Here is a 21,015-nt window from a genome sequence, read left to right as displayed (position 1 = left end):
GCGCGACGTGGTGGTGACCGTACTCGCCCGCTGCAGGAACTCGGTCTCGTCGTCCATCTGCGGTTCGTGTCCGTCTACCGGGCGTTCGACTCGATCGAGGACTTCGCGGCGACGATCGCGGAGCCCAGGAGCAGACGAGACGCCCTGCCGCGGACGAGGACCGCGACGACGCTGAAGGCGCCGTCGGCGCGAGGAGGGTGGGCGCGGAGGGCGCGCCCAGGTCTCCGGGCCCGCCGGCACTGCTGACCGACCGGCGGGTCGCAGCGGGCCCCAGGCCACGGGCGAACTGGCTGTGGGCCAACGTCTGAACGCTCCGCTGCCTGATCGCGGCGGCGTTGTCAGTGGCGCGTGGTAGATCTGGCCCTGGAGTGAACTTATGTGCTTTTCCCGCTAGTTGATCAATATCGAGTGAAGAGGTAGGACATGGTCGAGACGGAACTGCCCGGGCAGGGGGTGGTGTTCTGGCCGGTGGGCACGGGCGACTCCACCACGATCGTGCTGGGCGACAACCTGGTCATGCAGGTGGACCTGCGGGATATGAAGGCCGCCGACGAGGACGACGCGGTGGTCGCCGCCGTCATTGACCGGCTGGAGGAGACCCTGCCGCAGCCCGACGGCAAAACGCCCTACCTGGCGGTCTTCGCCCTGACCCACGCCGACTCGGACCACTGCTGCGGCTTCGGCGACCTCCTGGAGAGCTCCATCCTGATCGGGGAGATCTGGGCGACGCCCCGGCTGTGGCGCGAACTGTCCGAGGACAAGCCGATGTGCGAGGACGCGCAACGCTTCCAGGACGAGGTCGAGCGGCGCGTGGACGCCACCCTCAAGGCCGTCAAGGACGGCAAGGAGCCTGCCAGCGGAGACCGGGTGCGCATCATCGGCTATGACGAGGACCGCGAACTGCACTCCTATGCTGAACTGCCCGACGAGTACTTCACGTTCCCCGGCGATGTGATCACCCAGGTCGACGGCGAGGACGTCGCGGACCGCTTCGAGGCGTTCGTCCATGCACCGTTCAAGGACAACTGCGCCGGTGACCGCAACGACACATCCTTGGCCCTGCAAGTGCAGCTGAAGGCCGACGACGGCACAGTTGGCCGACTGCTGTTCCTGGGCGACCTCGCCTATCCCATCATCAAGATGATCTTCGAGAACAGTGAGGCCGCAGGCAACTCGGACCGGGTGGAGTGGGACGTGCTGCTCTCCCCGCACCACTGCTCCAAGAAGGCCATGTACGCCGAGGGCGAGGACGGCGAGGAAGAACTCAAGCAGGACGTCCTCGACCAGCTCCAGGCGCATGCCAGCCCGGACGCGCGGGTGATCGCCAGCTCGCTTCCCTTCCGAGACAAGGACGAGAAGGGCAACAATCCGCCGCACCTGCTGGCCCGCAATGCGTACGAGTCGATCACCGACTACACGGTGCTGTGCACGGGGGAGTACCCCTCCAAAGACGAACCCCGTCCGGTGGTCTTCGCCCTGGAGCCCGGCCTGGGGCTGGAACTCGTGGACGTCACCGACCTGGAGAACAAGGCCCAGGTGCTGCACGCCGCAGGCGGCGGCCGACGGCTGCTGGCCGCGCTCGGCACCACCCGCTTCCCGGCCGCTTCTTTCACCGCCGCAGCTGGCCTGCCGCACCAGCACGGTACGGACGCAGCCCGCGCCGGTGTGCAGCAGGCCAGGGGTGACAAGGCCGAGCCGGCGGTACAGATCGGATTCGGTGCCGCGTGAAGGACAGCACCACCCTGGAACTCACTGAAGGCCAGCAGCTCGCCCTCGACCAGCTCCACCGGATCGTCCAGGCCTCCCAAGGATCGATGGCGGCCACGCACGTGACCGCCGCCACCGGCCGGTCCGGGTACGTCGAGGCCCGCATCAGCGTCGGCTGCGCCAACCTGTCGCGTACCCAGGGCGGTCTGCGGCTGCGCAGTGTCGAGGCGGTCACCTTGCTGATCCCCCCGAACTTTCCCTTCGCCGCCCCCAGCGTGCGGACTCGGCACACCCGCTTCGCCGGTGCCCCGCACGTCAACTGGGGCCGCCACCTGTGCCTGTACCGCTCGACGGCGACCGAGTGGGATCCGGCCGACGGCATGTACGGGTTCATCAACCGCCTCCTGGACTGGTTCGAGGCGGGCGCCGCGGGAGAACTGGACCGGCCCGGCGAACCCCTGCACCCCCCGAACGCCCTGACCGACCACACGGCGGGACTCCTCGTGATCCGCCGCGACGCGCCCGTCGCACTGCCGGACGGGCCGTGGCTGGGCGCCGCCGTGCTGCACCAGGTCGACGACACGAGAAGCGACGTGGTGGGCTGGCTTGCCGTCGAGGACCCCTGGCCCGCCACCCTGGAGCAGCTGCGGCAGACCGCCGCGCTCCCGGCCGGGGCCCGCGCGTTCCTCGCCCCCGCCGTCGTCACCACGAAGCACCTGACGTTCGAATACCCGCTCACCGCGCGGGACCTGGTCGATGCCCTGGCCCGCGACCACATCACGCCACGCCTGCTACTGGGGCTGACGGGATTCGTCGCGGACCACAACCGCACCCTGCTCCACCCCGACGGCGACGCGCCGGACGAGGACGACGAGGACACCCCGGCCGCGCCGGTACACCTGCTGCTGGGCACCCCCTCCCGGGGGATCGCCGGCGACGGCCCACGCCAGACACACCTGGTGGCCTGGCACCTGCCCGACTTCGCCGACCGGATCGGGCGCCTGGCCGCCGACACCGCCTTCAGCGGCCGCCCGTACCTGGCCGAACTCGGCGACGAGGTCATCCAGTTCGGCACCGAGTGGCTCGACCGTCTGCCCACCCGGTGGATGCGCATCTACGAGGCCCGCCCCGAAGTCACCGTCCGCCGCGACCACGCCACCCCTGCAGCCTGGCTGCGGGGCAAGCGCATCCTCGTCCTGGGCGCGGGCGCCCTGGGAGCCCCCGTCGCCGACATGTGCGCACGCGCCGGCGCCTCGCACATCACCGTCGCCGACCAGGCGCTCGTCCACCCGGGCATCCTGGCCCGCCAGCCCTACGCGGACGCCGACATCGGCCGCTCCAAGGCGAGAGTCCTGGCCGACCGCCTCAACCGGATCGACCCCCACCACACCCATGTCGAAGCACTCGTCGGCGACATCACCAACCGGCTGTCCGAACTCGACCTGCACACCTTCGACCTGATCTGGGACTGTACCGCCAACCGCATCGTCCGTGCCCACCTCGAACGCGCCCGCCGCACCGATGCCATCCCCTGGCCCCACCTGGCCACGCTGATGATCGGCCACCACGCCACCCGCGGCATCGCCGCCCTCTCGTCCTACGGTGCCACCGGCGGCGGAGCCGACGTCCTGCGCCGCACCGCGCTGGCCGCGCACACCGACATCACGCACACCTTCGACGACCTGATCGAGGACTTCTTCCCCACCCAGCCCCGTACGGAGCTCTTCCAGCCCGAACCCGGCTGCTCGGACGCCACCTTCACCGGCTCGGCCGCCGACGTAACCGCACTGGCCGGACAACTGGTGACCGGCATCCTCCACGCCCTGGCCCACCCCGCCGACCGGCCTACCATGGCAACGCTCATCGTACGCATGCCCGCTGGACCCACCGACGCCCAGCCTGCCGGGCCGCGCTGGCTGACATGGCCCAACGACACCCTCGTCACGGACAAGGCCACCGGCTATGACGTACGCATCACCCCCGCCGCACTCGCTGAGATGCGCGCGGAAGCCCGCCGGGGCGCCCGTGTGAGGGGCCCGCGCGTGGAAACCGGCGGGACCCTGCTCGGCATCGTCGACGACGCCACCGGCGTGATCTTCGTCGACGAGGCCACCGGCCCGCCCCCTGACTCCCTGCTGACTGAGACCTACTTCCGGCACGGCCTGGACGGTGTCGGCGCTCACCTCGCCGCCCGCCGGGAGGCGACCGGCAACAGCAGCCGCTTCCTGGGCATGTGGCACACCCACCCGCACACCGCCGCGCAGCCCAGTGCCACCGACCGCGCCGCCATGACCAGCCTCACCCTGCCACTGGACGACGCCCCCGCCCGCGCCCTCGTCCTCATCGCCGGAGGACCGGAGCCCGTCTGGCACAAGTGGCTCGCCACCGGTGACGGCCCCGACCTCTACGCCCACCTCGCCACCCGCACCGCCTCCGCCGCGACCGAGCCGCTCTCGCCGCAACCACCCGTCCACCTCGGCCCTGTGACGTGGTGGCCCGGCGGCTACGCCACCCGCCCCCACGGCCCCGTTCCCTTCCCACGCAAGGCTCGCCCATGACCCGCACCATCGGCCTCGCCCTGTCCGGCGGCGGCTCCCGCGCCGCCGCCTTCCACCTCGGCTGCCTGCGCGCCCTTAACGACCGCGATCTCCTCGACCGCATCCGCGTCGTCTCCGGCATCTCCGGCGGCTCCCTCCTCGCCGCCCTGTGGGCCTACGGCCCGCCAGACTTCGCCGACTTCGACGCTCGTACCACCGACCTGCTGCGTTCAGGCCTCCAACTGGAAATCGCACGACAGGCGTTCAAGCCCTCCGCAGCCGTGCGCAACCTCACCGCGGCCGCCCGCGCAGGCACCCGCGGACTGTTCCCCCGCCACAGCGGCGTCAGCGTCGCCCGCCCCGCCAACCGCACCGACGCCCTGGCCGCCGTCCTCACCCACAAGGCGTTCGGCACCCAGACCATGGCCGACGTCACCCACACCGGCCTCGACGTCGTCCTCACCGCCACCGACCTGGCCACCACCAACGCCGTCCGCTTCGGCAGCACCCGTAGCGGCTGCTCCCGCTACGGCACCATCACCGAACCCATCCACGTCGCCACCGCCGTCGCCGCGTCTGCCGCCTACCCCGCGCTCCTGCCGGCCCTGGAACGCACCTTCACCTTCCAGCACCGCGACGGACACCAGCAGCAGCACACCGTGCTGCTCACCGACGGCGGTGTCTACGACAACCTCGGCCTGTCCGTCCTCGAGCCCGGACGCTCACCGGACCACACCCAGCACGTCTACGACGTACCTTTCATCATCGCCTGCGACGCCGGCCTGGGCGAACTCGCCCTGAAGGCACCGCACTTCATGCCCGGACGCCTCAGCCGCTCCTTCGCCACCGTCCACCGCAAGTCACAGGACTCCGCCCGCTCCCGCCTGCACGAGTGGGCGGTGAGCGGACGCATCGACTGCTTCGCCCTCGCATACCTCGGCATGAAGGACGAACGCCTGCCCGCACCGCCCGCCGACCTCGTCCCGCGCAGCGCGGTCGCCGGCTACCCGACCAACTTCGCCGCCATGGCCCACAGCGACTTCGAGGCCATCACCATCCGGGGCGAACAGCTCATGCGCACCGTCCTGCCGATGTATCTGCGCCGGGCACACCGCTGAGACAGCAGCGGAGCAAGCGCTGAGGAGGTGCCCCTCCGGCACGCGCAGCGGCAGGATGGCCGGGGCCAGGTATACGGGCCACCGTGCCGCCTTTACCCACCGGCCTCTTGGGTGACGCCTTCGCTGGGCGGAGAGTGCGCGGGCAGCTCCCACCGGACCTCGTCGCTGTCGTGATGGTGGTGCCAGGTGGTCACGAGGCGGGCACGGACCAGCTGGTCGAGGAGGTCCTCCAGCTGCTGGGGCGGCTGCCCGCATTGGCGGGTGAGGGCCTCGAGTTCGCCCCCGCCCGCCTCAGCAGTGCTGTGGGCGGCCAGGGCGAGTGCGGTCAGCCGCAGGGCGGAGGGCAGAGCGGGCGAGACGGCCAGCGGGGCGGGGTGCAGGGCCCATTGGGCGGCGCGGATGCGCGCGGTGCGTCCGGGTGCCTGGTGGAGGACGGCGGCGTCCAGCAGCTGAGCCTGGATGGGGGAGCATCTGCGTCTGGGGCGGTGCAGCCAGCCGGGGTGCTCCAGTTCGAGCCACAGCTCCGCGCGACCGTGCAGCCGCATGCCGCGCAGGAACCCGTGGGGCAGGCGGATCTGCCCGTGGTGGTCTGCGCGCAGCGCGCACTGCAGGGCGAGCAGCCGGGCGGCGGGGGAGGAGAAGCGGGGCAGTGCTGTGGCGAGGTAGGTGAGCATTTCGCGTACGCGCTGCTGTTCTGCCGGGCCGAACGGAGGCGTGGTGCGCGCAGAGCGCGACGTGCTGGGCGTCGGCCGGACGGGGCCGGTGGCGAGCAGGGTGGGCGGTACGACGGCGGTGTGGCTCATTGCTGCCGCGCAGGCGGCGCAGGCATCGGCCAGCCGCCACGTGCGGCCGCTGCGGTCGCAGGTCAGGGCGAGCAGGACGGGTCCCGCGCAGCCGCGGTGGCGGGGGTGCCAGTGGCAGCCTCTCGTCCGGCACTGGCAGGTGCGCAGGTGTCCGGGCAGCGTGTCGGCGCGGGCGTGGCGGGCCAGATGGGTGAGGGCGGCCGAGCGGGCGGAGGCGGCAGGCAGGACGGGGCTGTGTGCGCAGCGGGGGCAGGTCAGGGCCGGTCCGCCCGTCTGCGGGCGCAGGCGCACTGTCCAGATGCGCTGCACTGTGGCGTGTGTGCTGGCAAGCCGCATCGGCTCGTTGTCCCTCCGGTTTGGTCCGCGTCGGCCTCGTGCGGTGGTCTCCCGGTACGCACGCGGGAGCCGCCGCCACCGTAGTGCAGATCTCTGCACTCGCGCAGCGTGGGCTCGGCGCGCCTACCTGCACTGATAGTGCAGAAATCCGCACTGACAGGGCAGGTGTCTGCACCGTCGGATGGTGGGGTGACGATCTTGCCGCCCGACCCGGACCGCGACGCCCTGCGTGTGACGCTGGCGCGGCTGAGGAACGCGCGCGGGTGGACCTTTGATGAACTTGCCGGCCGCAGCGGCCTGGCCCGGCGCACGCTGATCGACCTCGAACACGGCCGAGCCGTCGGCACCGTCACCACCTGGCACGCCCTCGCGCACGCCTTCGATGTCCCCATCGAGCAGCTGCTCGGCCCGCTCTGCGACGACCACACCCCACCCGGGCCCAAGGGCGCCTGACTTCGGTCGCGTCAGGCTTGGCGCGCCGCGCAGATCACCCGAACTGGCGAGTATGCATAGAACGCATACTCGCCGAACCGTGTCGCTGTTCGATAGCGCTGGGCTGCCCGGGGGACTGCCCGCCCGCCAGCCCCGCCCTCGGGGCGTGTCGCCTGGCACGGTCCTCGCCATGCGCTCCAACTCCGCCTCCGGCTGCCACTGGGACGGCAGCCCCCGCACCGCCCCGGCGCGCCGTCCGCTGCGGGTGGCCGCCACCAGCCCCAGCCGCCTGCTGCGCGCCGGTCAGAGCGGCCGCTGCCGCCACTGCGGCAACCGCATCGACCTCTACCCGCGTGCCGACGGGCGGCCCATCGCCTTGCATCCCGCCGAACTGGCCACCGCCCACGTCCCTGCCCCCTGCCACTGGCACCTGAGCTCCGGCATTGCCCACCCGCACAGCGACGGCAGCGCATGGTGCCGCATTCCGCACGCCGTGCTCTGCCCGCAGCGCACGCCCATCTGCCGGATCAGCCCACCCCTCAAGTCGGTACGCCGCCAACTCGCCGTACGAACCCGTCGCCTGATCGACACCGGTGTCTTCACCACTCCCACGGCTGCCCCCACCAGTGCAGCGCCTGACGGCCCCGACCGCCCGGTCGTGCGGATGCTGCTGGGCCACTACCTCGCCGACGGCCCCCTGGAGGCCATCCGCTGCGTAGCCCAGACGAGCCACCGACACCGCTGCCTCCGTCCCGTCCTGGCCCCGGACGCCCCGCCCGGATCGTGGAGGCTGCTGCCTATCGGCCGCCGACTCGGCCAACTCGCCCTGCCCGAGCAGACGGCGGCCGTCTACGACCTCAGCCAGTTGCCCCCTGCCGAACAACGTCGCTGGCGTGTCCAGCGCTGTCCTGCGCACGCCACCACCCGCGGCGCCGCCGACCTGGCCCTGGCCGGATGGCAGGTCTTCGATCCCCTCCTGCACGCCAAGCACCTGCGTACCGGCCTGCCATACCCGCCGGTACACGGCAGTGGAGAGAGTTGACGATGCCGCACCACGCCCTGGAAATCCTCCTGACCCGCCCCCTGGCCCCGGCTGAGCTCCGTGACGCCGCCCGCGTGCTGCCGCTCGCGACCAACCACGACACCACCCGCCTCATGACCCTCGTACGCGCCAAAACCCCCGGCCGCGCCGCACACCGGCTGCGCCAGCGCCTCGCCCCTCGACTCCCCGTGGACGTGATCACCACCCACTACCCGGACGCCGACGGGCAGGTCCTGCTCAACCTCGCCTTTCCGCCCGCCGTCCACGCCACGATCCGCCAGGCCGCCCATGAAACGCGGCAGAGCCCGGAACTCTTCGTGAAACTGGCCCTGCACCGCGCACTGGCCCAGCACGCCAGCGACGAGGCCGACCGGCTCGACCGGGCCGTGCAGCAACTGCTCGCCGGCACCACGGCCGCACACCTCCTGGCAGCCGTCGGCCACGCCCTGACCCGCACCCCCGGAGCAGCCCCCGCATGAACCCGACCGACGAACAGACGGCCGCGGCCGACGCCTTCCACGCCGGCCAGCACCTCGCCCTGCAGGCCGGCGCGGGTACCGGCAAGACCACCACCCTGGCCCTGCTCGCCCGCACCACCAAACGCCGCGGCCGCTACCTCGCCTACAACCGGGCCATCGCCCAGGACGCACGCACCCGCTTCCCCGACACCGTGCAGTGCAAGACCGCCCATGCCCTGGCCTACGCGGCCGTCGGCCACCGCTACACCTGTCGCCTGAACGCACCCCGCCGCCCGGCCTGGCAGACCGGGCAGGCCCTCGGCATCACCAAGCCGGTCCGCATCGGCGAACGCGACCTCTCACAAAAGACTCTCTCCAACGCCACGCTGCGCACCGTGGCCGGCTTCTGCCACACCGCTGATGAGACGATCACCCGCCATCACGTCCCCCGCCTGCGCGGTCTGGAGGACAAGGACCTGCACACCCAACTCGCTGCCCACATCGTGCCGTTCGCCGAGAAGGCATGGGCCGACCTGCAGCACCCCGACGACGGGGCCGTGCGCTTCGACCACGACCACTACCTGAAGATCTGGGCCCTCAGCCAGCCGAAGATCAACACAGACTTCTTGCTACTGGACGAGGCCCAGGACACCAACCCCGTCGTCGAGCAGATCTTCCTCGACCAGCGCGGCCACGCCCAACTGGTCATGGTCGGCGACTCCGCCCAGGCCATCTACCAATGGCGCGGCGCCAAAGACATCATGACCGGCTTCGACGGCACCCAGCTCGCCCTGTCGCAGTCCTTCCGCTTCGGCCCCCACCTGGCCCAGGAGGCCAACCGCTGGCTGGCCATCGCGCAGGCACCGATCCGCCTGACCGGCACCCCCGAGGTGCCCACCGAACTCGGGCACCTCGTCCGGCCCGACGCCGTGCTGTGCCGCACCAACGTCGGCGCCATGGCCCACGTCATGGACCTGCTGGCCGCCGGACACCGGGTGGGGCTGGCCGGGGGAGGGGACAGCCTGCGCGCCCTGGCCCTGGCCGCCCGCGACCTCAAGGAGGGCCGCCGCACCTCCCACCCCGAACTGGTGCTGTTCCCCTCCTGGGGCGAACTGCAGGACTACGCCGCCCACGACCCGGCCGGACGCGACCTGCAGCCGCTGGTCGATCTCGTCGACACCCACGGCACCGACGCCATCCTGGCCGCCCTCGCTCACCTCACGCCGGAGCAACAGGCCGAGGTGACCGTGTCGACGGCCCACAAGGCCAAAGGCCGTGAATGGCCCTGCGTGAAGATCGCCGACGACTTCACCCCTCCGAAGGACACCGATGAGCACGACGACACCGGCCGCCCTGTACCCGGACCGATCAGCGACAGCGAAGCACGTCTCGCCTATGTCGCCGTCACCCGCACCCGCCGCTGCCTCGACCTCGGCGGCCTCTCCTGGATCCACGAGCACCCCGACGGCACCCCGCCAAGCTAGGATCCGTCCTCAGCAGGATCGGATCTCTGCGCGGCAGCCCTGCTCGGCTGTTTCTCCGCTATCTGAGGCTTCTCCTGAGCGTGGTGACGCTTGTTCCCGGTGTCCGTTGCCCATCTGCGGCGTGGCCCGCCGTCTGGCTGAACTCCCTCCAGATCCGGGGGTGTTCGGGTGTGACAGTCTGCCGTTCGCCGCGCATCCCCTGGACCAGGCAGTGGCCGCTTCGTTGGAGCCGCTGCTCGAGCCACTCCCGGGAGACAAGGAGGCTGTGGGCCGTGCCGGTTGGGCGGTCCCACGACAGGTACCGCACCTGGAGCCGCCCGTCGGTGTCGTACCAGAGGGGGCGGTCGGGGTCCCGTTGGAGTCCGCTGTCTCTCAGGAGCGGGTCATTGAGCAGCGTCACGGATACGGATGCGTCGAGGGAGCAGTCGGAGCTTTGTGCACCCCAGCTGTAGGTCTGGGTGGTCGGGACAGCCGTTACGGGTTGCCCGGCGGGGTCCGCGGCGCGGTCGATCTGGGCTTGCGGCTGTGCGGCGAGGGTGCGCTCCAGCCAGTTGTCCTCGTCGTCGACGGGGCCGTCCGCCCACTGCTCTGCGAGGTCGGCGAGGGACTCGGTTCGCTTCGTTTCTCTCTTCTCCCTCCAGATGGCGAGGGCGTCGACGGGCTCGGCGGCAGCAGCTGGTGCGGGGGTTGTCTCCGGCGTGGCCAGGTCGTCGTCATCGTCTGGACCATCGAGGCCATCCGGCCTGTCGGGACCGGGTTCTTGGTCCGGGTACTGGAACGTACTCACGTGCCAGGTATCGGGTTCAGGGTCCGTCCAGGGGCCAGGCACGGTGGGGAAGTCGGCGAACAGGAGGCTGTGGCGGTCGGGTCCTTCGGGCATCAGCCGGTTCGTGAGGGAGCGGCCCTTGAGCCATGTGAGCAGGCTGGTGAACTGGTCGTCGGAAACGGTCCAGCTCGTGATGCGGTGCCACTGCTCAGCCTGTCCATGGGTGATGCTCCAGCCTCGGCCGTCGTGGTCATCCATGGCCTGTTCGTCGAGCACGACCCACTCCCTGCCCTGGCCGTCGGTCCGGACACCCAGTTCCTCGAGACCGGGCAGGTTGTTCGGATGGCTGATCCACTCGTCGATACCGTCGTCGTCAGGCAGTGCCGGGGCAGGCGGTGCGAGAGGGTGCGCAGGGTCGGCGGGCGGAAAGGTTGCGTTGTCCGCTTCGCTGTGGCCGCTTGCGTCGTCGGCAGCGTCGAACGGGTGCCGGGCCGGAGGAAGGGAGGGATCGATGTCGAGCAGGTACAGCCGTGCCGCTCCCTCGTATTGGGCGGCGTCGTGCTCAGAGGTCCGGTGGGGGTGACGGTGGTTCGCCAGCCGCTCCACCAACTCGTGGAGGGCCATCCACTGGTACTTCTTGCCGATCCGTTCGCCCTTGTGGGACTGGCGGCCGCCGGACATGCGTCCACGGGTAGTGTCGAATTCGGCGAAGAGCTCAGGAGACCATCCAAGGTCGGCGACGCGGGCGAGCACCCACCTCGCGGCCCACGCCGCGTCCACCTCGGTTTCAGCGAGGCGTTCGTCGTCGGCCGGCGGCACCCGGCAGTCCCGCAGCAGCGCGTACTGGTCCTGGTCGAGGACCTGCTGCGCCTTCCACCCGGTGAGGAGCTGCGCGACCGCGGCCGACGTGCTCAGGGCAGGCCGGACGGACTCCGGGAGGCTTTCTGCGAAAGCCGGAATACGGTCGGTGTCCACCGCGACCGGATCATCGCGGCGCTGCCACGATGGCCGGCGGGGATAACCGGACGCCAGAGGCAGCATGCTGAAGTGGCGGACGGCCGGACGGACTTCGTAGTCCGCGAAGTCCCCCAGCGATGACAGGGACGAGCGAATCGATCCCCACAGGGGCCTGTCCTCCTCCCGCCGTGGGAAGAGATCGTCGAGATCCTCCTCCGCAGGGGGCTGCCCGATGTCCGGGCAGGCATGCGGATGCCTGACCACCCCAGCTTCTTCGTCAGTGATGACCCCTGCGCCGTGCGCCATGGTGACGATGCGGGTAGCCGCATCGCACAGCAGCGCGTTCCTCGAGGCGTGCGCGGGCGAACCGGTATCACCGTAGACGTACTCGGTGATCCGCCGCGCGACCTGCCCCAGGAGGCCGCGCTGCCACTCGCTCCCGCCACGCCGGGCCACCACCCCGTACGCGACCCACACCAGGCGCTCGAAGAGGTAGGGATCGTCCACCTTCTCGGCGTCCTCGTGCAGGAATCTGTCCAGGAGAGACACGAGAACGTCCCCGTGCGACAGAAGTAGTTGCACGAGGGCTTTGGTCGCACGGTCCCGGAGGAACCGGTTGGAGGACGTGAGGGCCCAAATAAGCGTCGTGGCCGCCAGCCGGGCCACTTCCTCGGTGCCGCCAGGTGCTGTCACGGGCCGGCCTGTCCGGGCCCCGAGCCGGGGTCGGGCCGGACGGGACGCGGGGTGGAGATCCTGAGGGGTGGGGTACTGCTCGGCCCAGCGCAGCAGCCGGTGCAGTGCTGTGACGTCCCACACCATCGGGTAAGTCTCGACACCCCACCATGCGTCGCGTTCGGGCCGCGGCCTTCTCGCCAGCACCTGGTGGAGACGGTCGGCGTTCAGCAGATGCCCCGGCTCCGCGGTGACCGCCAGGACAGCCTCCAGCACGTCGGAGTTGCGTCCGTGACGGGCGGCCGTCTCGTTGAGGAGCGCGATGGTGCGTTCGTTGACGCTCCGTGTGCTGCGCAGGGGAAGCGTTTCCAAAAAGCTCCGGGCCAGCAGATAGTGCTGCATGTCCGCACGGCCGTCGGGCCCGGATGTGTCTGTCGTGGGCCCGGGAGGGGAAGCCAGGAGGTCGATGAGCTCCGTGCCGGCCTGCTCGGGCAGGAGAATCGACGCGGCCTCCTGATAGTTCGGGGCGGCCTCACGCAACCAGTTCCGCAGAGGGGAGTCGGCGGCCAGTTGCCGGCCCTGACGGAGCGACTCGATCTCGTCCTGGTGGGCAGCGAAGACCGACCGCACGACGCGGTCGTCGCTGAATGCCTGGTAGGGGAAACCGATGCCGATACCGGCCTCGGCCCCGTAGGTCCGCTCGTTGGACACGATGCCCTGAGCGAGGAGCTGCCCGAGCATGGTGTCCGGCCATGCCGTGGCCGCAGGCGCGCAGGCGTCGGCAAGGTCACGGGCCTCGCCACGCGGAAGCACGGAAAGGTGTTCGGCGGCCATGTGGGAGGCAAGAGCATCTACCGCACGGTGCACGGGCCGCTCAAGAGGGTCCAGCCCCAGCCGGGTACAGATGGCTTCCGCCCGGTGATCGACATAGGCGTCGAACACCGCGCTACGGTCACGCGGACGGCCGCCCGAGCCAGCTGTACTCTGGTTCTGGCTCCTGCTCAGACTGTCCGCGTACAGCTTCACGAACAGCGGGTTGGTGAAGACCGAGGCAAGCAGGGGCGTGTTGGGAAGAGCAGCCGGATTCCCCCGAAGGTAGCTCTCAAGGCCTTCCATCTCCCGGCCCGCGAAGCCGGAGTGCACCGAAGCCGGCCCGTTGAAACGGTCCGGCACCACGAGGGAACTGAAGGTCGAACGGCAGGACACCGCCAGAGCGATGTGCCGGTACCCGGCCAGATGCCCCTGGAGAGCGAGCAGTTCACTCTTCCAGTGCCCGGCATCGGCGGAGTCATTGAGGGCATCGATGATCAACAGGAAGCGGCATCCGCTGGCCGCGCCCGCCGCGTCCATCGCCTGGAGGAAGTCCCGCTCGGGCAGCTGGCCCAGCCCGCACCTCTGCGCGATCTCGCTCAAGGTCCTGTGCCCGCTGAGCTCCTGCCCGAACACCACCAGCGCCGGCCGGCCTTCGTCCACAGCCCTTCGCGCGGCATCGACCAGCAGATGCGTCTTGCCCTGGCCGGCTTCCCCCAGCAGCAGCCACGCTCCCTTCTCCGCTGCCTGGGCAGCGCTGCCCCGCAGCAGGGCCAGTACCTGCTCGCAGGCGTTGCTGGCACGAGCGAGAGGACCCTCGCACATCGACTCCACGCTCTCGGACGCTGTCCGGACGCGGCTTGTGCGCGGCTGCGACCGAGGCGGTGCCGGAACGTCACCGCTCCCGGCCGGTTCCCCGGCGAACCGGTCGGCCAAGCTGCTGAATTCACCCAGCCGATCCAGCATGTCCTCAGCCACAGCAGCTGCCTGCTCGGCGGGGAAACCAGAACCCGCGGATGCCGCAGACAGGTCCTGGACCAAAGCGTCCGCGCCCTCCCGCAGCGGAGGCGTCCACAACCGCACCCACTGCGACAGCGCTTCGTGCGCTGGACTGCTGTCCGGCGCGGGATAGCGGTCAAGCCACCACGTCATCTCGGCCAGGAGTGTCTCGACAACGGCCCGCAGGTCCCGGGCCCGCTGGACGAATTGCCGCAGGAATTCCTGTGGCAGGGCGCACGCGTCCGCCACCTGAGCCAGTGGCAACGCCACGTGATGTTCGGGCGTGTACCGCGACTCGGCCAGACGCTCAGCAAGTGTGACCTGTTCCCGGAACCACTCTGTGCCCAGTACGCGTTTTTCGAAGAAGAACCACTGGCGTCCCTCGTTACCTGGCCGGGTCAGGCGCTCCAGCAGTTCGCCACCACCGACGTAGCGGATGTCGACACCGGCGAGACCAGGCAGTTCCTTCCACTTGGCGATGTGGATGTTCCACCGCTCCCGTGCGCCGGTACGCGGCTTCCCGCTCGGGGTGAAAGGGGTGGGGTCGGAGAGGTCGAAGGGCGTCAGGAACTCAAGCCGGACGATCTTGCGGTGGGCGATGTTCTCGCCGACCGTCCTGGCACTCTTCCTCGCCTGAGGGAGCAAGTCCTCGATGCGCTGGACGAACTTGACCTGGTACCCGTGTGCGGCGCTGCCGTCGGGTGCCTGGTCGTACCATTCGACACCGCCGTCCGGAGCAGCTGTCTTGATCGTCTCCCAGCCTGGAGGCGCTGGCGTACGGAGCTGGAAGCACAGTTCTTCAAAGGCGCGATGCTGGCTTCCGTCCCATTCCCGGATGCTCTGCCAGTTGTGTGCTCTGCCGTCGTTTTCCGTCACTGCCGTCCTCTAACCGTTCTGCCGGCCCACAGCGCCCGTGTCCGATTCGAGCTTAGAGGGCTGGACTGACAGACGAAGTTGTTCCACTGCCGGGGTCACCGGACAGGTGCGGTGCTGGTCAGGCGTGGGCATCGCCGCTGCTGTCCGTGGCCGTTGAGCGTTGTGCGGACGGTCATGGAGCCGGTGACGATGTCGGCATCGGCGGCCGGCCCGGGAACGGGTCGGCCTCAAGGGACGACGCAGCGATTCGCTGATCGGCCTGGCCTTCACCACTGCCAGCACGCTCTGGGTGTCGTGCAGCTGGGCTTCTACACCGGCTCATCGGGGTGGAGCTCACCGTGGCCTTGGCTGACGGGGTATACGGGGTCTCCTGGCGGGGCGCCGTCGCGCAGCTGGGGCAGCAGGGGCGCGTCCCGGGTGAGCAGGGCGCGCAGACGGGGCAGAGGGAGGGCTTCTTGTCGCAGAACCAGGCCGTCGGTCAGCAATTGTGCGACGGACGGCGCGATATGAGGCGGGAGCCAGGCTGCCGCAGCGAGCGCTTCGTCTGCGGCGGCGGGCGGGTGGGAGCGCGGTTGGCCGGTGAGGAGCGCCTCGTAGAGGCCGGTGGCGGGCAGCAGCGGGGGAAGGCCGGCGGCCTGTGCGCGGTGGCTGGTCTGCTGGGCGCAGTGCAGGCCGTCGAGGTCGAGGTCCGCGTACATCAGCAGGGTGCCGACGGGGTGGTCGCGTTCACGCAAGGAGGTCAGGGCGGTGGGGATGGAGGCGGCGAGGTGGTCGCCGGATCCGAAGCCGAGCCAGCCCACCTGGTCGCGGTCGGGCCACGCGTTGAGGATCTCCCGCAGGCTGGTGAACGCGGCGGTGTTCTCCACGATGAGCATCCAGGGTGCGGGCCCGAGTTCGAACATGGCCAGCGGGGCGGGGGTGGGCCGCGCCCTCAGGTGCGCGGTGACGTCGAGGAGTCCTTTGGCCACGAGATGCTGGCGATCGATGTTCTTGAGGCGTTTCTCGTCGCCGTACAGCTGGTAGGAGCGGTCGGCGAGCGGAACGATCTCGGCATCCGGCTCGTCGCGCAGCAGGGTGTTGACGGGGCCGAGGAGCGCGTGGTCGGCGGCGGTCAGGTTCAGGGTGCTGGCGAAGGACAGTGGTTCCACGAACGCCCGGGGTGCCGGCCGGCGCCGGGGTGAGCGGGCGGGCTGTGATCGCTTGACCCACCGGGGCAGCGGCGGGTGGGCGCTGTAGTCCCAGCCTGCGCTGCTTTTGGGCAGTTGGGCCAGGCCACGCCTTTGGAGGGCTTGGGCCGCATCGGCGAGGATGCGGCGGCGCCGTGGTGAGGTGGCCAGGCTGGAGTCCCCTGTGTCGGCGGCGCCCGCCAGCGCGTCGAAGTCGACGCGCTGGCGGGGCTGTTGGGCGAGATGGGCGGCCATGCGGTCGGCGGCGCTCATCCGGCATCCTCCTCGGGAGCCTCGGTGTCCTGACTGCTCTCCTGGGGGAGAACACTGCGGCGCAGGAGGCGGGCGGAGGCGATGCCGTCGTCCTGGGCGCGGGCGACGCCGTCCGTGACAGCGTCGCCGTACCGTTCGAAGATCTGGACGTAGCGGCGCTTCGTGCGCAGGTCCACGCCATTGCGCATGCGGATGATGAGGGGGAAACGGCCCAGGGCCGGGCGGTCGTTGGAGCCTGTGGTGTAGACGAGCTGGATGCCGTGGGCGCCGGCGACGCGACGCTGCAGATCGACGAAGGGCCCGTAGTTGGCTTTTCCGAAGGGGTTGTCCAGGACGAGCGTTCCCACGCCGCCGGGGATGCGGCGGTCGCGCTGGGCGGCACGCATCCGGGCGAGCGTGCAGTACAGAAGCACGGAGACGGTCAGGAGCTCGCCGCCGCTGAACTTCTGGATCTCGATGACGGATTCGCGTTCGACGGTGTCCAGGTTCTGCGTCGGCTTGATGATTCTCGCGATGATGTTGCCGTGGCCGCCGAGCGCCGCCAGGACCAGCCGCTTGGCCAGCGCCATCGCTTCGGGCAGGGCGCTGGCCCGGCCCGTGGCGCTGGCCGGCAGCTCGGAGATGAGCCGGTCGACTTCGGCCGACAGCCTGCGCGCGAGTTCGTCCCCGCGGGCGCGTTGGCGCAGTTCCAGTGAAAGGAACCGCTGGTTGGACCAGCTCCCGAGGTTGCCGGGGAGCCGGGAGTGGCGTGAGACTTCCTCGACGCTGTCGAGGACGGCTTCGACCGTGCTCGCGCAGGCGTCGACGACCCGGGCCTGGTCCTCGTCGGACTCGGCGAGCAGTCCGGCGACCTGTCGTTCGCGTTCCTCGATGTCTTCCAGGAGGGCGGCCAGCCGGGTGGGCAGGGTGAGGTCCTGTTGCAGGCGTTCGCGCAGCCGGCCGTCGACGACGGTTGCGTACTGCGGCTGCATGGCGAGCCGTTCCACCTGCTGTACGTACTTGCGCAGGGCATTCTTGGCACTCTCGTAGGCGCGGATGGCCTGGAAGACGTCGCGGGTGATGTTGTCCTTGATCTGCTCGGCGTCCTGCGGCTGCAGCGACTGCGCGGTCACGGCGGACAGGCCATGCTGTTCGAGGAGCAGCGCGTCCACGCTCAGTTCTGGGCCGCCGCCGTCACCGTCCTGGCCAAGCTGGCGGTCGGTTGCCGCGCTGAGACTGCGCGCCGACTGCCGAAGCTGTGCGGCCTGGCTGGCCGCGAGGTCAGCGGTGCGGTGCGTGCGCTCGGCGTCCAGGCGCCGCACCTGGGCCAGCGCACGGTCCTGCTCCAGACGTTGCTCCTCTGCTTGCAGTTCTTCCTGAGCGGCTTGGACGCTGGGGAAGGAGACCCGCTCCGCGCCGGGAGTAAGGTCGTCCAGTTGTTCCGCCGCCTTCTGGTGGGCTGCCAGAGCCTGGCGGTGGAGCAGATCCGCTTCATGCTCGGCCCGTTCGGCGTTCCTGTGGGCCTCGGCTGCGGCGGCAATGCGGTCGGTGAGGCGGTCGGCGTCCGCTGCCTCGGTCTGCCGGGCGAGTTCTGCCGCGCGGGCGCGTGCCGCAAAACCGGCCCTGGAAAGCTCCTGGTTGAGGGTGTCGATGGCTGTCTGGGCGGTGGTGAGCCGCTGCTGCAGCGTGGTGTCGCTGATGCCGTCGTGCCAGTCCCGGCGGGCCTGGCCCCAGCGCTCGCGCAGCGCCTGCAGGCTCCCGTCCGGCACCGTGGCCGGACGTGCCCGGCCGATGACCTCGTCCGAAAGTTCCTGGCGGATCTCCTCCACCCAGCCGGACCAGCGCTCTGCACGCTCCCGGCACTGCCGAAGCGCTGCTTCCGCGCTCCGCCTCTGCCCTTCGGCACTCATGCACCGTTTCTTCAACTGCTTCGCGGCGGCGCGGTGTTCACGTGCCTCGGTCCGGGCCAGCCGGCCTTCTGCCGTCCAGTGCACCGTGGCGCGGGCCGTCGCCTCAAGGGCCCGGACCTGGGGCAGCAAGTGGGTGAGCGCCATCAGCGCGTCCGTGTGCTGAGCGAGCCGTCGTTCCGCCTGGCGTCCGCTCTCTACGGCTTCCTCTGCCTTCTGGGCCAGAGCGCTGGTGTGTTCGGTGAGCGTGTTCACTTCGTCGTCGAGCTGGCTGAGCAACTCCTCCAGTGCGGCGCGCGCCCGGGGACCGAACGATTCCAGATATACCCGCAGCCGCCCGGCGAGGGCGTGATCGGCCTCGCGCCGTGCGGTAACGGCCTTAAGACGCTCCTCCAGCGTGTCCAAACGCGCGGTGACGCGGCGCAGTTCCTCCTCGCCCGCCTGGAGGTCCAGGGCAGACGGGCGGACAGGCAGGACGGCGAGGTCTCCCGGTTCCCGCAAGAGCAGAGCACGGGCCTCGTCGTCGCTGCTCACGGCGATCACCGTGGGCAGCGAGACGTTGGCCTGCCGGGCCAGAGCCACCAGATCGCCACCGGGCATCGGCCCGCAGATGACCACTCCGCCGATCAGCTGGGGGATGGCCACGATGACCTCGTCGTGCCGGTGGGCGGGCACGGTCTCGCGCAAAAACTGCATACCCGAAACGGCGTTGGCACCGCGATCCCGCAGGGCGGCCACCGCCGCTTCGACCTCGCGGGGCGGCGGACAGAACCCGTCCCGCTCCAGTGCGTCGCGCAGCCGCTGGTCGTCCAACGCCTGGGCACGCTCGGCGGCCAGTTCCGTGTCCGCGTGCGTGACCTGGTCGGTGAGCATCGCGACGAGGTCGGTGCCGACCGCGTCCAGGTCCAGTTTCCCTGGCCCGTCGCCGGTGCCCGCCAGTTCTCCCAGGCGTGGCTCGGCTGCCAGGTCACAGCGTTCGCGCGCCAGCGTGTTCCATTGCTCCCACACGTGGTCGTGCCGCTGTCGTGCGGTACTGAGCCGGCCGGCACACGACAGGCGTTCCGCCGCGATGCCGGCGCTCCGTTCCCTTGCTGCCTCCCGCTGACGCCGCGCCTGCTCCACATGTTCCAGGGAGGCATCTTCCTCGCGGGTGAGGCGTTCCAGGGCGGCATGCGGTTCCTCCTGCCCTGCGAGCACGCCGCTCGCGCGGGCGGCCATGATGTCCGCCTGTCCTTCTTCGAGGCGTGCTTCGGCCGAGGCGGCACGGCTGTCCGCGTGGCCGATCGCGCGCGCAGCCTCCTCGAACTCCCGGTCGGCCTCCTGGACCTGGGCGCCAGCCGTCTCGAGTTCGGCGCGGGCCTGTTCATCCTCGCCCGCGAGAGCGGTGAGTCCGTCTTCGAGCCGCGCGTACAGGGCGGCGCCCGCCTGCTCCACCGCCTCCCGTTGCGGCGCCTGCTCGCTGTGCAGAGCTCCCAGCAGCTGGTTGACCTGTTGCCGTTCGGCCTCCCGGTCCGCCAGATCCATGAGCAGGGGAACCGCCTGCCACGCCGCATGTTCCCGCTCGGCGGAGCCGGCCGCCTCGATGCGCCCGGCGTGCTCAGTCGCGCAGTCACTCACTTGCAGCCGTGCGGCTGCCTCGCCTACCGCGGCCACGCGGTGGCGCCGGCCCTCGACCCGGTTGTCGGCCTCCTGAGCCTCTCGCGCGTCGGCCTCGGCACGTCCACGCAGGGAGCCTGACTCCTGCTCCCAGCGTTCGGCCTGGGCCTGGATGTGCTCGCCGGCGCGCCGGGCGAGCTGGACCTGCTGGCCGAGTGCCTGCTCGGCGAGGGCGGCTTCGGCCGTGGCCTTCTGAACCGGCCGCAGCCGCAGGACGGCCTCGGCGAGGAACCGTTCCTCCAGTTCCCGCGCGGGCCGGGCGGCCAGTTTGTCGGCGTGTTTGGACAGCGCCGCCCGCGCCGCTGTGGGCGCGGCGGCATCGACGATCATGTCGATGAGGAAGTTGATGAACTCCTCGGCCGTGCGGAACTTGAACAGCTCGGTGATCCCGCCCTCTTCCTGGTTCATGGCCTTCTGGATCATGAAGACCTGCGGGTCCAGACCGTGATGGCCCAGTTGTTCCTCCCAGGTGTACTGCTCCTCCGCGACGACCAGTTGCAGCCGCCGCTCCAGTTTGTGCGCCGCCTCCAGGGCCTTCACGTAGGAGCTCATGCTGAGCTGGAGGTCATCGGCACGCACGGGCAGGCAGTCCAGCTCCAGCCCTCCGGGCTGCGGCCGCAGGAGGTACCAGCGGCGCTCCAGCCGCTCCCATCCGCTGCTCAGGTCCGCCGGGCGCTGTCCGTCACGCCACTGGTAGACCCCGCCGGTCACCAGCACCGCGCCGGCTGCGGGCCGTTCGGAATCCCCCCATTCGGCGATCACGTGCGAGACCTGCCCGCCGGGAATGTACTCGGCGAGCGACTTGGCCTTGAGTGCCCCGATGAAGTCCCTCTTGGCGGGCAGAAGCAGGCTGAAGAACAGGGAGAGCAGACTGGACTTGCCGCCTCCGTTGCGCAGCCACAGGATCACGTCCACGGGCCGCATGGGCCGGCCGTCGATCGCGCCGGGGCCGCCGGTCAGGTCCAGGACCAGCGATTTGAACCCGGCCGCGCGGTGGCCGATGTTCTCCAGACGAACGCGTCGCAGTTGGAGCATCC

Annotated in this window: 11 protein-coding genes; 7 read left to right on the top strand and 4 right to left on the bottom strand. The window is 70.5% G+C overall.

What is annotated here, in order from left to right; translation table 11 throughout:
• The first annotated feature begins 423 nt into the window (after positions 1-423).
• The 3 genes from OG735_RS00110 to OG735_RS00100 are packed head-to-tail and all read left to right on the top strand — an operon-like array spanning position 424 to position 5,362.
• Complete coding sequence (locus OG735_RS00110) at positions 424-1,728, top strand: hypothetical protein (protein WP_327321082.1); 1,305 nt, start codon at positions 424-426, stop codon at positions 1,726-1,728.
• A complete protein-coding gene (locus OG735_RS00105; RefSeq protein ID WP_327321081.1) occupies positions 1,725-4,265 on the top strand; it encodes a ThiF family adenylyltransferase in 2,541 nt (846 codons plus the stop codon). The genes OG735_RS00110 and OG735_RS00105 overlap by 4 nt, the downstream gene beginning before the upstream one ends.
• Positions 4,262-5,362, top strand: a complete 1,101-nt coding sequence (locus OG735_RS00100) for a patatin-like phospholipase family protein (protein WP_327321080.1) — start codon at positions 4,262-4,264, stop codon at positions 5,360-5,362. The genes OG735_RS00105 and OG735_RS00100 overlap by 4 nt, the downstream gene beginning before the upstream one ends.
• Positions 5,363-5,454: 92 nt before the next feature.
• Here the strand turns inward: OG735_RS00100 and OG735_RS00095 are convergent, their stop codons facing one another.
• Positions 5,455-6,501, bottom strand: a complete 1,047-nt coding sequence (locus tag OG735_RS00095) for a hypothetical protein (RefSeq protein ID WP_327321079.1) — start codon at positions 6,499-6,501, stop codon at positions 5,455-5,457.
• A 189-nt stretch (positions 6,502-6,690) separates the two neighbouring features.
• On the opposite strand from OG735_RS00095, the gene OG735_RS00090 reads away from it, so the two are divergent.
• The 4 genes from OG735_RS00090 (at position 6,691) to OG735_RS00075 (ending at position 9,917) form a co-directional block, all read left to right on the top strand.
• On the top strand, positions 6,691-6,954 hold the full coding sequence (locus OG735_RS00090; protein ID WP_327321078.1) for a helix-turn-helix transcriptional regulator: 264 nt from the start codon (positions 6,691-6,693) through the stop codon (positions 6,952-6,954).
• Between the two features lie 169 nt (positions 6,955-7,123).
• Complete coding sequence (locus OG735_RS00085; protein ID WP_327321077.1) at positions 7,124-7,975, top strand: DUF6083 domain-containing protein; 852 nt, start codon at positions 7,124-7,126, stop codon at positions 7,973-7,975.
• A complete protein-coding gene (locus tag OG735_RS00080) occupies positions 7,972-8,454 on the top strand; it encodes a hypothetical protein (RefSeq protein ID WP_327321076.1) in 483 nt (160 codons plus the stop codon). The genes OG735_RS00085 and OG735_RS00080 overlap by 4 nt, the downstream gene beginning before the upstream one ends.
• A complete protein-coding gene (locus OG735_RS00075; protein ID WP_327321075.1) occupies positions 8,451-9,917 on the top strand; it encodes a UvrD-helicase domain-containing protein in 1,467 nt (488 codons plus the stop codon). The genes OG735_RS00080 and OG735_RS00075 overlap by 4 nt, the downstream gene beginning before the upstream one ends.
• A 58-nt stretch (positions 9,918-9,975) precedes the next feature.
• Here the strand turns inward: OG735_RS00075 and OG735_RS00070 are convergent, their stop codons facing one another.
• The 3 genes from OG735_RS00070 to OG735_RS00060 all read right to left on the bottom strand — a co-directional run bounded on the left by OG735_RS00070 (position 9,976) and on the right by OG735_RS00060 (position 21,013).
• Positions 9,976-14,997 (bottom strand): hypothetical protein, encoded by a 5,022-nt coding sequence (locus OG735_RS00070; protein WP_327321074.1) that lies wholly within the window; start codon positions 14,995-14,997, stop codon positions 9,976-9,978.
• Positions 14,998-15,305: 308 nt separating this feature from the next.
• The gene (locus OG735_RS00065; protein ID WP_327321073.1) at positions 15,306-16,436 is read right to left on the bottom strand and encodes a hypothetical protein; all 1,131 of its coding nucleotides are present in this window, start codon (positions 16,434-16,436) and stop codon (positions 15,306-15,308) included.
• A complete protein-coding gene (locus tag OG735_RS00060; RefSeq protein WP_327321072.1) occupies positions 16,433-21,013 on the bottom strand; it encodes a hypothetical protein in 4,581 nt (1,526 codons plus the stop codon). Before OG735_RS00060 ends, OG735_RS00065 begins: the two co-directional genes overlap by 4 nt.
• Positions 21,014-21,015 lie beyond the last annotated feature (2 nt).

This window comes from Streptomyces sp. NBC_01210, assembly GCF_036010325.1.
Taxonomy (GTDB): domain Bacteria; phylum Actinomycetota; class Actinomycetes; order Streptomycetales; family Streptomycetaceae; genus Streptomyces.
This window is presented reverse-complemented; position numbering and strand designations above follow the sequence as displayed.